At 30.5% G+C, this 12,282-nt stretch carries 11 protein-coding genes; 9 read left to right on the top strand and 2 right to left on the bottom strand.

Annotated features, from left to right (window positions below; all coding sequences use genetic code 11):
- The first annotated feature begins 92 nt into the window (after nucleotides 1-92).
- The 8 genes from HHX25_RS18955 (at nucleotide 93) to HHX25_RS18920 (ending at nucleotide 7,621) form a co-directional block, all read left to right on the top strand.
- Nucleotides 93-1,274, top strand: coding sequence for an integrase core domain-containing protein (locus HHX25_RS18955; protein WP_169672491.1), 1,182 nt, complete (start codon nucleotides 93-95; stop codon nucleotides 1,272-1,274).
- Between the two features lie 69 nt (nucleotides 1,275-1,343).
- Entirely contained in the window at nucleotides 1,344-2,423 is a 1,080-nt protein-coding gene (locus tag HHX25_RS18950) for a serine hydrolase domain-containing protein (RefSeq protein ID WP_169676707.1), read from the top strand.
- 45 nt (nucleotides 2,424-2,468) lie between these two features.
- Entirely contained in the window at nucleotides 2,469-2,705 is a 237-nt protein-coding gene (locus HHX25_RS18945; protein WP_169676705.1) for a bacteriocin immunity protein, read from the top strand.
- Nucleotide 2,706: 1 nt separating this feature from the next.
- Nucleotides 2,707-3,312, top strand: coding sequence for a hypothetical protein (locus tag HHX25_RS18940; protein ID WP_169676703.1), 606 nt, complete (start codon nucleotides 2,707-2,709; stop codon nucleotides 3,310-3,312).
- 240 nt (nucleotides 3,313-3,552) lie between these two features.
- Entirely contained in the window at nucleotides 3,553-4,038 is a 486-nt protein-coding gene (locus tag HHX25_RS18935; RefSeq protein WP_169676701.1) for a pyridoxamine 5'-phosphate oxidase family protein, read from the top strand.
- A gap of 898 nt (nucleotides 4,039-4,936) precedes the next feature.
- Nucleotides 4,937-6,025: a hypothetical protein gene (locus tag HHX25_RS18930; RefSeq protein ID WP_169676699.1), complete on the top strand. Its 1,089-nt coding sequence runs from the start codon at nucleotides 4,937-4,939 to the stop codon at nucleotides 6,023-6,025.
- A gap of 68 nt (nucleotides 6,026-6,093) precedes the next feature.
- Nucleotides 6,094-6,834, top strand: coding sequence for a hypothetical protein (locus HHX25_RS18925; RefSeq protein ID WP_169676697.1), 741 nt, complete (start codon nucleotides 6,094-6,096; stop codon nucleotides 6,832-6,834).
- Nucleotides 6,835-6,874: 40 nt separating this feature from the next.
- Nucleotides 6,875-7,621 carry a carbon-nitrogen hydrolase family protein gene (locus HHX25_RS18920; RefSeq protein WP_169676695.1) on the top strand — a complete coding sequence of 249 codons (747 nt, stop codon included), beginning with the start codon at nucleotides 6,875-6,877 and terminating at the stop codon, nucleotides 7,619-7,621.
- Between the two features lie 179 nt (nucleotides 7,622-7,800).
- On the opposite strand, the gene HHX25_RS18915 is transcribed toward HHX25_RS18920, so the two are convergent.
- Nucleotides 7,801-8,532, bottom strand: coding sequence for a LytR/AlgR family response regulator transcription factor (locus HHX25_RS18915; RefSeq protein WP_169676693.1), 732 nt, complete (start codon nucleotides 8,530-8,532; stop codon nucleotides 7,801-7,803).
- Nucleotides 8,529-9,662, bottom strand: a complete 1,134-nt coding sequence (locus tag HHX25_RS18910) for a sensor histidine kinase (RefSeq protein ID WP_169676691.1) — start codon at nucleotides 9,660-9,662, stop codon at nucleotides 8,529-8,531. The genes HHX25_RS18915 and HHX25_RS18910 overlap by 4 nt, the downstream gene beginning before the upstream one ends.
- Before the next feature lie 192 nt (nucleotides 9,663-9,854).
- Between HHX25_RS18910 and HHX25_RS18905 the strand changes: the two genes are divergently transcribed.
- Nucleotides 9,855-12,281 carry an outer membrane beta-barrel family protein gene (locus tag HHX25_RS18905; protein ID WP_169676689.1) on the top strand — a complete coding sequence of 809 codons (2,427 nt, stop codon included), beginning with the start codon at nucleotides 9,855-9,857 and terminating at the stop codon, nucleotides 12,279-12,281.
- Nucleotide 12,282 lies beyond the last annotated feature (1 nt).

The following is a 12,282-nucleotide window of genomic DNA, read 5'->3' as shown; positions in this document are numbered from 1 at the left end:
AATTAGGTACGTTAAAGAAACATCCTTTACAAAGTTAAAGAAACATAGTTTACACTTTTTGAGGTATAATTTGAGATCAAAATCAAATTATCATGCCTTGGAAAACGACAACAACTATGGAACAAAAAATTGAATTTATCTGTGAATGGCGTACTGGAAAATATACTATCACAGAATTATGCAAGAGTTTTGGAATCTCCAGACCCACCGCTTACAAATTGATTGATCGATTCGAAAACCAAGGCTATGAAGGTCTAAAAGAGCTATCCAGAAAACCAGGAAAACATCCTAATACAACGGATGAAAAAATCGTAAAAAGTATTCTTAAGCTAAAAGAAAAACATAAGCTCTGGGGCGCTAAAAAAATTAGAGTTTTAATGTTTAAAGAGTTTCCTAAAGTAGAAATCCCATCTGTGGTAACTGTTCATAATATCCTGCGAAAACATGGATTGGTATCTCCTCAAAAACGCATGCGAAGAGTAAAACCTATATACCCTATTTTTGATCCAAAATCCTGTAATGAAGTATGGAGTGCTGATTATAAAGGAAAGTTTTTAATGGGCAATAAAATCTATTGTCACCCACTGACCATAGCAGACTCTAAAAGTCGATTTTTGTTCACTGCTAAAGGACACTACAAAGAAACTCTAAAAGCTGCAAAGGCAGAATTCACAAAGGTTTTTAGAGTGTATGGTATTCCTAAACAAATACATACTGATAATGGTAGTCCCTTTGGGTCTGTAAGAGCTATTCAACGTTATACACAACTTTCTTATTGGTTTATAGAACTAGGAATTACTCCAGTTTTTTCTGATCCAGCTCATCCTGAACAAAATGGAAGACATGAACGAATGCACCGTGATTTAAAGGCCGCTTGTGCTAAACCTTCTGCATATGATCTAAAAGCACAACAAAGACGCTTAAATCACTTTGTAAAGGAATATAACCATATACGACCTCACGAGGCTTTGGATATGAAGACACCATCAGATGTACATGATTTTTCATGTAGACCATTCCCTGAAAAAATAACTCATTATGATTATGATAGTAGCTACAAAGTACTCAAGGTAACTAAGAGTGGATCAATTAGATGGAAGTCATATTACTGGGTATATTTATCCGCAGCATTAAAGGGAAAACATGTGGGTATTGAAGAGCTAGGAAATGGTATTTGGAAAGTCTATTATAGAAACGTACTTTTAGGATACTTTAATGAAAAACAATTAAGAAACAAACAACAATCGACAAGGTTAGAAACTAATTTAGTGTAAACACATAAGCTTTAACTTGTGTAAACTATGTATCTTAACGAACATTAAAGAAAAACAAATTTGAATAAAATGACCACATATTTATTGATAATAATTAGTCAACTATTTTGGGGCACTTCTTGTGAAAAAGAAAATATTGAACCTGCGAACCTTTCGAAGAAAATAGAGAAGAAAGTCTTAAAAATTGCGAAGGAAAAAAATATTCCTTCACTAGAAGCCACCATTACTAATGGAGAAGACATTATTGATTTTAAGTACAATCATAAAGAAGTTAAAAAGCAAGACATTTATGGAATTGGGAGTACAACAAAATTTCTTTCATCTGTTTTAATTTTTAAACTTATTGAAGATAAAAAACTTAGAATAGATAGCAAAGTTATCGATTTTGTAAACCTTGCTCGACCAATAACAGGAATTGAAAACTTGACCATTAAAAACCTACTGAACCATACAAGTGGTTTATCTGACTACACCAAACATCCTGATTGGATGAAAAATTTAATGAATAATAATGCCCCAAAAACTTTTGAGGAAAAAATATTGCTTGTTAGTAACACATTAGAAAATAATGGAAGTTTTTCATACAGTAATACCAATTATCTTTTTTTGCAAAAAATAGTAGAAACTATTACAGCAACATCCTATGATGTTGCTTTCAACAACTTTTATAGTACTAACAATCTTTCCAATATAAAAATGGGGTTTGACGAAAATAGACTACAAGCCTTTTTCGGACAAACAGAACAAGCAAGTTCAGATGTTTCAGTTTGGAGAGAATATTATGGTTTTGATGGTGGAGCTTTTACAGATACCAATACACTTGATAATTTTTTAGCCAAATTATTTAGAGATAAATCAATCTTAAAATCAAGTACCATATCTGAAATGGAGGAATGGATTAAAATGGAACCTATGACCATACCGATTGGAAGTGGAATAATTTCAGAATACGGTAGCGGTATTATGAAATTGACTTATAATGGACAGGAATATATTGGACATTTTGGAGGTACATTAAAATATCAATCTATGACTTTTTATAACTCAAAAAAGGACATTGCAATAAGTATTGCTACGAATTGTAGTGGTAGACATTTTAATAATGTGTTTTTCCAAGAGTTAATACCAGCAATACTTGATGAACTTTAGAAAAACTGCTTACAACAAGGTATCCTATGAAAAGCATTACCAAAAATGACACGAAGTGAATTAATAGAATTAGGAAAACAGATTTTAAAAACTGAGGGAACGGAAAATGAACTTGATGAATTATATCAACTTTTTAATAAAAATGTTCCTTATCCCAACGGTGCAAATCTATTCTATTACCCAGAAAATTATAACGCAAGAAGAGACAACCTGAATCAGTACAATCCAACAGTCGAAAGTATTGTAGACAAATGCCTGAATTATAAAACCATTAACCTGTAAAATGAGTGATAATTATATAACTATCAGTACGGTAAAAGAAGTTGAAAACCCAAAAGAACTAAGTCAAAAAATTGTTAAATGGTTACAATCTGATGAAATAATACAAAGTGAATTATCCGACTGTGTTTTGAGTACGAAGAACAAAGGTTATAAACCTGGAAACAAACACGTGGATGCAATTGGATATGACGAAAACATATTAAGTTTAAACACATGCGGGGTTGAAATAAAAACTGAACGTGAAGTATTTAACGCAGGGGCATTTACCGCTATGACTAAATTAGAATGCCCGAGTTGTAATACAAATCGATTTGAAGGCATCACACCTCAAGACTTTTTTACCGATAATTGTACAGAAGAGCAATTAAACTTATTCCACACAGTTTTTCCTGAATTTGATAAATGGTCTAATAATGAAAAGGCTTCTTTAATCTGTCCTCATTGCTCAAAAGAAAGTAGCCTAACAGACTACAAAACAGACAATTCAATAGCTTTTTCAAACTTTGGACTTACGTTTTGGAATTGGCCTGATCTGGAAAAAGAATTTCTAATGGAATTAAAAACTAAAATTGGGGCAGAAATCATTAGAATGAATGGACATTTATAAAAAAACGCACGACATTGGCTCCTATGAAAAGCACTAGCCCAGTTCTTCAAAGTTAATATTTATTGTTTTAATTATCTCATATTAATGATTTCTCATGGATGTTATAAGTAATTGCTTCTACTCACCTGCTTCTGAAAATCCTCACGGATTTTCTATTCAGTTTGTATTTACTAAATTAGGTGCTTAAACCACGCAGCTAATCTTATACATAAATGTTAGCCACAAGCAAAACAAATAGAAATGGATATCGAAACTGATTGGAATAAAATAAGAAAGCACTTTAATAAGAGTTTTGCTTCTAACTTTTATGTTTCGGTCGCTTCTGTGGACTCGGAAAACAATCCAACGGTGACACCAATCGGGTCTTTATTTCTGAATGATAATCAAACTGGATTTTACTTTGAAAAATTTCCATCAAAACTACCTGAACATGCTACTCACAACCCTAGAGTATGCTTACTCGGAGTAAATAGTGGACGACTTTTTTGGATAAAGGCATTGTTTAAAGAGAAGTTTGGAGATTTTCCAGCAATGAAACTTTATGGAGAGCTGGGAGAAAAAAGAAAAGCGACAGAAAAGGAAATCAAACGGTTGAATCGGAGAATGAAGGCAACGAACGGACTGAAAGGGAATACATATTTATGGAAAAAGATGGAGTTTGTTCGTGAAATAAAATTCACAAAAGCTGAAAAAATCAACCTAGGAAAAATGACAGCAGAATTATAATTCGATAAGAAGCCAGTGGCTTAGCCGTGTATAATTTATTGTTAGTAAATTAGTTACTTAAACAAGCAACGAAATCATACCAGCTTCAATTCAATGCTTATAAAGGAGATTTTAACAAGGCCAAAACTCTAATTGAGGAAAATATCAAACTAGTAAATCAGAACTGGTCTTATGAGGAGTGGTCTCCTCTTCATCAAGCAACACCAATAAGGTCAATACAGATATTGAAAATTTAGGATTGTTAAGGATTATTATTTAGATAAATGATCTGAACATCTTAGAAACAAACCGTAATACGACAAGTTAGAAATTAATTTATCACAAAATCTAGTACTTAATTTGCCCAAAAGATGCATCATAATGAACTTTTTTAATGACGAACACTAATCACATATCTAAAGCCTCTGAATTTCCTCTAATTCAGTCTACAAAAAACAGAGGAATTGAAATTATCTATAATAAAACTATTAAATATTTTTTAGAAACTACTGCATTCAAGACGAAACACGGAATTAATGTTTCACTGAAAACAGGGATATTTTTGGGCCAAAAAAATGAGATATTTGACTTATAAAACATTACCAAAAAAATGAATGAATCCGAAACTCTAAAAAAATAAAAGATACGCTCTTAAAATAATAAGTCACAGACTCCCAATTTTACATTTACAGAAATAGATACAAGTATATCGGAAATAGCTGGAGAAGGGGCATTAAAATGATCATTTGTAGTAACCATTACCCCAAATTATAAACTAATGATAGATGTAGATTCAGTAAATATTTTTAAAATATTTTTTTTTGTTCTTATAGCCTTTATTGTATTTATTATTTATAAGTATACTAAAATTTCCACACTGTTTAAAGTTGATAATATTTTAAAAATAGTTTTATTTATAATGTGCGCTTTCATAGTATATAAATACTCTAAAGATCATGTTATATTATTAATTTCTAGTAAAACATTACCAAAGGAAGTAACTTCATACAAAAATCCGTCAGAAGCACCTCTTGTTTCCAATAATTATGAAATGATACCACTATTTAACCAAAAAAGGAGGCAAGGTTTTGTTTTTACCAGAGACATGCTTCTTTATGATTATAGAAATGAAAGTAATTATATTGTAAGTGTTGATAAAAGTAGGAATTGGGAAACGTTAAACCCACATGTTTATTGGAAACTCAATGATCGAGGAAATATTATAGACTCTATTTCTGTAGTAGACACTAGATTATTCAATTGTGGTGTTTTTTTCAACAGTAATTACTACATAGATTGGTTCAATACTGGAGATAAAACCAAGAAAAAGTATTCACGAATTATGGATGATAAAAATTTATCTCTAGACGAAATAAAAACTTATATAGATAAAGCTTCTATGGTAGATGTTGGTGTGGATTATTCCAATAAGAAAGATACAAAACTTGAGCTCTTTTTATTTAACGAAAGCGGTTGGTCTATACTAAAATCTAAAAAACTATTCAATGAAATAATTCCAATTGAAGAGGAAAACGATTACCAATCAAAAGGAAGGATAAGATTATCCGAAATGGAAGATTCAGAGACATTTAGCATAAAATTAGAGAAATACTTAGGAAGCTTTAAAAAAAGGTTCACGGTACTAAAAAAAGGAGCGTATCCCTCTCTAGAGAAAAAATGTGTTATTAAAATCGAAGCCTTTGAAAAAAAACAACGCTTTAAACCTTCTTTTTTTAGCATGACAAGCCATGGTTACCCTGGTTGGTACGGAACAGGCTTCATAAAATTAAAGTCTAAGTCAATCTCATTCCCTTTTAAATTAGAAGCTTTTGAGGATGAGAAAGGGAGAATTACAACAGGGATCTACCTATATTATCCAATGACGGAGACAGGAAAAGATTTGATTCTTGTTAAAATTGGCCCTAAAAAAAATAGAGAACAATCACAAGATTACTATGGGCTGTATGTTTTGCGAACTAAAAATTTTGTTAACAATATTATTGACTAAATTAGATATTGAAACACATAACGAATCCATGCATAAATTCGTTATATTTTCATTAAAATTTTATTCAAATGAGATTATATCTGAATAGAGGTAAAAATATTTTATGTATTGTAATAGTACTATCATTATGTATGTCGATGGATTCCCTAACGGGTCCTTCTTATATTTATGCTGAAATCAAACCAATTTCAATTAATAAAAAAGGTGAAATACTTTGTAAAACACGTTTTTTAAAAAACGAAACGGGAGGTCATTATGATATAAAAACAGAGTATGGATTTTGTATGCTTTCTAAAGATACAATTATAGAATTTAAAACTAAAATCATTGATCCGTCAGATCCAGATCTATTCGATTATTATGAAGAGAGAAAGCTCTGGGATTCTATATTTAAGTCAGAAACAAGTCAACAACAATTAAATGAGATAAATAAAGTTATTCTAAAAAATAAACATCGTTTCTTATCAAAAAATATTGATTCTTTTAAAGTCAATAAAATTTTGTCTATTTCAGATTTTGAGGAGACCAGAAACATCTCTTTAAAAAATAATCAACAAATAGGACTATATGGTGCGTCTAACATTGAATACTATGACGATAAAAAAGTTCATTTACTATACGATTTTGGTAACATACTAATTTTTAATAATTGTAATAACCTTTATGATGATGAATTTGAAATTGAAGCGGAAGTAGGAGCCGATTTTGATTATTATAATTCTGCCAATATATGGGTTAGCGATAGTGGTAAACATATAAGTTTGGGGTTTGAAATTAGCAAAGTTACTGGGGTACTAATCATCAAATAAACCCTATATTTAAAACGTTTTTCTTAATTTAATCTACAGAATGAAAATTTGTATTGCTCAAACAAAGCCTATTAAAGGAGATATTTTAAAGAACATTGAAAATCATAAAAAACTAATTAACCTTGCTGTTCAAAACCATGCAGACATTATAGTTTTCCCAGAGTTATCATTGACGGGTTATGAACCTGAATTGGTAAAAAAATTAGCAACCACTAAAGATGATAAAAGAATTGATGAATTCCAGAGAATTAGTAATTCCAATAGTATTATAATTGGAATTGGATTACCAACCAAAAGCGAGATGGGTATATGTATTAGTATGATTCTTTTACAACCGAATAAATCTAGAATAATATATTCAAAAAAATACCTACATCCAGGTGAAGAAAATTACTTTGTTTCTGGCAAAAATTTAAATCCAATTACATTTAAAAATAACAAACTGGCATTTGCGATCTGCTATGAAACATCTATTCGCGAACATGTAGAAAAAGCATTTAAAAATGGGGCTAATGTTTATGTTGCTAGTGTTCTAAACTCAATAAATGGGGTTGATAAAGACATTAATCGAATTTCTGATATTTCTAAAAAATATAAGATGACATCGGTAATGTCTAATTTTGTGGGAAAATCCGGAAACTACGATTGTGCTGGCAAGAGCTCTATTTGGAATAATAAAGGACAGCTAATTGAACAGTTAGATGGTTCTAATGAGGGAATTGCAATTGTTGATATTGATACAGAAAAAACAATTAAAATTCAACTAGAAAAAAACTACCACCAATAATGATATAGTGACATTATCCCGTAAAGAGAGTAAATAAAATTCACCGAAGGTTTGACTTTTTAAAGTTGAGCCCTTTTTTAATCTTTACACTTGGTGAAGTACTACCTTATCGAATAATGGAAAGTCGCCATTTTAGATGTCGTACTAATTGTGAATCCAAAAAACTGAATTTTTTTCTGCTATTGTTTACCAATCCCCCCCCAAAGTTTGCCATCTAACACTTTTAAAAGCGTATCTTTCTTATAGCTTCTACTTATCGGTATTTTATAAGATTGTATTTGAATTTCTGTAGTACTTGCAGATTCTATTTTAGATTTAGCCACTATAAAAGACTTGTGTACTCTTAAAAAATCTTCAGGATTCAGTTTTTCAGCAACATTTTTTAAATACAAATGTGTTATAAATCGCTTTTCATGGGTTTGTATAATGACATAATTTTGCATGGCTTCTATAAAAAGAATATCCTGAGTAAAAATTTTAACGTAACGTCCGTCGCACTTTATAAAAAAGCAGTCTTCTTCATCTTTTAGTAAAGAAGTGGGGTGTTCATACTGTAAATGAAGCGCTTTTTTAACTTTCATAGCTGCTGCAAAAAACCGATTAAACACAATAGGCTTTAATAAATAGTCTAACACGTTTAAATTAAACCCCTCAACAGCATAATTAGGGAAAGCTGTTGTTAAAATAGTTATAGGTGGATTTTCTACAACTTTCAAAAACTCTAATCCATTCATTATTGGCATTTGTATGTCTAAAAACAAAACATCTACCTTTGTTTGCTCCAAAACAGAACTTAACTCCAATGCAGATTTACATGAGCCAGCAAATTCTAAAAAATCAACTTGCTGAATATAATTTTCTATACACTCACGTGCTAAAGGCTCGTCGTCTACTACCAAACATTTTATCATATAACTACTTTGTTTGATTCTACATTTACTTGTTGCTGTTGCTCTAAATTCACTTTAAGATTCACCGAATAAGAGCCTTTTAGTTTCGTTACATTTAACTCATAGTTACCTGTGTACAATAAGTCTAGTCGTCTTTTTACATTTTTAAGACCTAAACCTTTATAAACCGTATCATTTATTAAACGACCATTCAAGTTATAATTAGAACTGTTAGACACATTAAAAATTAAGCTTTTGCCTTTAATTTGAATTTGAATTTGAATCCACTTATTTTGATATTCATCTTCGGTTACATGCTTAAAGGCATTTTCTATAAAAGGAATTAGCACAAATGGTGCTATTAATAAATTATTAGTATGTTCTGGATATGATTCTTCTAACTTAAAATCATTATTTTGACGAAGGCTTTCTAATTCGATGAAACTTTTAATATATAATAATTCATTCTTTAAAGAAATAAGATCTGAATTACATTCATACAACTGATAACGTAAAAGGTTAGAGAATTTCACTAAAGATTCTGAAGCCATTTCTGTGTTTTTATTTATAAGCACGAAGATGGAATTGATCGTATTAAATAAAAAATGAGGATTAAACTGCGACTTTAAAAACCTAAGTTCAGTTTCTAATTTTTCTTTTTGCAATGCTTGCTGCTTTTTCTGTACTTCCAGCCAATTTTTAGAAAGCTTTATACTTAGACCTAATGTTATTGCCGCTACGCAAGAAGGTAAAACATTGGCCTTAAACAACTTTAAAGGAGAATCTATATAATTTCTAAAGCCTTCATAATGTGTATCATCGGCAATAGCCAAAGCCAAATAATAGTTACTGGTAATTATTAAACACATCAAAAATACGACTCCTAATAAAGTTAATAGAAAAGTGAAGTATTTTCTTTTTTCTAAATAATTAGGAACTAAAAAGTAAAGACAAAAATAAACACCAAAAGCCTGTACAATAACATAACCTAAAAACTTTACTAAAAGATGTGGTAACGTAATAGTATGCAATATACTAAATACATTTCCTTCATAAATAGACCACCAAATAAAATGATAAACAGCCCAAAAAAATATGTGATGTCCTTTGTAGCGTACTATTTGCTGGTATATATTATTTAATTGTAGCATACGAACTACTAAAATACATTAAAAATAGCGTAAAAACTTAGATTTTGATGAGTGGTTCGATTTAGTTGACAACTGGTTAAAATTATATCTTTTACTAGGTAAAACACATCTTATCAATAAATTTAAGTGACTCATCAATACTGTTTTTATCTAAAGCATTAGTCTTACATCTTTGGCTCAAAACTAAATATTATGAGATCATTTTCAATATGCTACCTATTTCTTTGTTGTCTAAAAATACACGCACAAATTAAAGGTAAAGTAGTTGATATCAATCAAAAACCCATCGCCTTTGCCAATGTGATGTTATACGCAGATAATAATAAAACCTTAATTAATGGAGTAATAACTAACGAAAATGGCAATTTTAATATTAACAACTTAAACACTGCAGTGTATACTTTAAGAGTAAGCTTATTGACATATGAAACATGGGAATCTACGCCTTTTGAATATACCATAGACACTATTAAAAATATGCCTGAGATTGTTCTAAAAGAATTAATTGATGAGTTAGATGCCATTACATTAGTCTCAAAAAAGAAGTTAATTAAAAATACGCAGGAAGGGAGTATTGTAAACGTACAAGAAAGCATTCTAACAAAAGGAAGTACCGCATTACAATTGTTAGAGCGTTCACCAGGAGTTATCTTAGATCAAAGAAATAATAGTTTTTCACTAAATGGAAAAAGTAATACAACTGTAATGATTAATGGAAAAGTAATCCGTATTCCTACTGCAGAAGTTATTACTATGTTAAATGGTATGAGTGCCGATAATATTGAACAAATAGAATTGCTAACCAACCCTTCATCAAAGTATGATGCCGATGGTAATGCAGGCATCATAAATATAGTAATGAAGAAAAATGAGAATTTAGGATTTCATGGTAATACAAGTATTTCTACTGGTTATGGTATAGGTGTTAAACAAACCAATAGTCTCTCTCTAAATTATGGTACCGAAAAGCTAGCAGCGTTTGGCACTTATTCATTTGCTTATGATGATACTTTTGATGGTTTTCGAGGTATAGGGAGTACAACTCTTCCTGTTATAGGTGGTACTACTTTGATAGATTTTAACAGCGAAACCGCTAGAATAAATAGGAGTCATAATATAAATTTAGGCTTGGATTATCAACTAAATAAAAATTCAGTAGTGGGTGCTAGTATATTACTTAATAGTTCTAACCCAACTATTAATACTAAAAACAGAGGGCTATATAATTTTGAGGTAAATCCTTATTTAGATGCACGTATCAATTTGATAAGTAGATCCAGCTGGAAAAACTATAACGTCTCAACATTTTATGAGTTTTCAAACAAAGTTCAATCTTTCACAATGACCTCAGATTATATTAAATACAATAACCAATCTCCTAATTACGTTAGTAGTAGCTATTTTAACGAGTTGGGTGAACCATTTCAACCAGAGGACGATATTTATAATACAGGAAACCGTGGCTTCAATGTAACCAATATCAATGTAGGTGTAATTAAAGCAGATTATAAAAACAATGTAAATGAAAAGTTAGTTTTTGAAGCAGGTTTGAAAGGGTCTATATCTAAAACTGAAAATGAAGCACGTATTGAAATTGAAGAAAATGATGTTTTTGTTAGTGATGACCGATTTATAAGTAATATAGAAACTAAAGAACAAATTGCAGCTCTATATGCACAAGGAAATTATAAATTGAGCAATCAATTCAGCCTGCAGATTGGAGCACGCTATGAATACTGGAATCAATCTTTTGATGCATCTAATTTAAATAGAAGGTTTGGTAAATTGTTCCCATCAGCTTTTTTTACCAAAACCATATCTGATACTACTAGCTGGAGTGTGGCATATACCAAACGTATAACACGCCCAAATTATATCGATTTGGCTTCTTATTTAAGGTACAACTCCCCTACTTCGGTTTTTACAGGTAATCCACAATTACTACCAGCTATAACTAATTCATTAAACTTTACTTATAATTATAAATCACTTAGTTTTTCTTTAGTAGGCACTTTAGAAGATAACCCCATTGCCTACTACCAGGTAACCGAAGATGATCGTAGTGATTTAGCCATTATTTCTCCTCAAAATTTAGAGTACCAAAACAGTTTAGATATGCAATTCAATATCCCATGGCGTTTATCAAGTTGGTGGAATATTAATTGGAACAGCACACTCGGATACAGAGTATACAAGCTACTACACACACCCCAAGAAACTACTAATAATTATTTGCATTTTAATTTTAATATAAATCAAACATTTAACATTACTAACAACTTATCTTTAGAATTATCTGGATGGTATACCTCAAATCATTTTAACGGATCTTATAAAGTTGATGGTTTTGGTTCATTAAATACAGGGCTTAGAAAAGATTTTAAAAATGGAGGTAGTATCCAGTTTACTATTACAGACCTTCTAAAAAGCATTCATATAAAATCATCTATAGGAAGTTTAACTCAAGAAGCATATAATAATATCTTCGATGTTAGTTACAAGCCAGAGTCTGCAAGGTCCAGTATATTTAGATTGAGCTATACCTATAACTTTGGAAATTCCAAAGCTAAAAAAGGAAGTTCCCGAACTGGAGCTCAAGATGAAAACTCTAGGATATAAT

Origin of the sequence: Flavivirga algicola (assembly GCF_012910715.1) — a bacterium.
GTDB lineage: Bacteria > Bacteroidota > Bacteroidia > Flavobacteriales > Flavobacteriaceae > Flavivirga > Flavivirga algicola.
This window is presented reverse-complemented; position numbering and strand designations above follow the sequence as displayed.

Bases quoted from the DNA above. Each gene is read 5' to 3' on its own strand.
- HHX25_RS18955 (WP_169672491.1), top strand. From the start codon at position 93: ATGCCTTGGAAAACGACAACAACTATGGAACAAAAAATTGAATTTATC.
- HHX25_RS18950 (WP_169676707.1), top strand. From the start codon at position 1,344: ATGACCACATATTTATTGATAATAATTAGTCAACTATTTTGGGGCACT.
- HHX25_RS18945 (WP_169676705.1), top strand. From the start codon at position 2,469: ATGACACGAAGTGAATTAATAGAATTAGGAAAACAGATTTTAAAAACT.
- HHX25_RS18940 (WP_169676703.1), top strand. From the start codon at position 2,707: ATGAGTGATAATTATATAACTATCAGTACGGTAAAAGAAGTTGAAAAC.
- HHX25_RS18935 (WP_169676701.1), top strand. From the start codon at position 3,553: ATGGATATCGAAACTGATTGGAATAAAATAAGAAAGCACTTTAATAAG.
- HHX25_RS18930 (WP_169676699.1), top strand. From the start codon at position 4,937: ATGTGCGCTTTCATAGTATATAAATACTCTAAAGATCATGTTATATTA.
- HHX25_RS18925 (WP_169676697.1), top strand. From the start codon at position 6,094: ATGAGATTATATCTGAATAGAGGTAAAAATATTTTATGTATTGTAATA.
- HHX25_RS18920 (WP_169676695.1), top strand. From the start codon at position 6,875: ATGAAAATTTGTATTGCTCAAACAAAGCCTATTAAAGGAGATATTTTA.
- HHX25_RS18915 (WP_169676693.1), bottom strand. From the start codon at position 8,532: ATGATAAAATGTTTGGTAGTAGACGACGAGCCTTTAGCACGTGAGTGT.
- HHX25_RS18910 (WP_169676691.1), bottom strand. From the start codon at position 9,662: ATGCTACAATTAAATAATATATACCAGCAAATAGTACGCTACAAAGGA.
- HHX25_RS18905 (WP_169676689.1), top strand. From the start codon at position 9,855: ATGAGATCATTTTCAATATGCTACCTATTTCTTTGTTGTCTAAAAATA.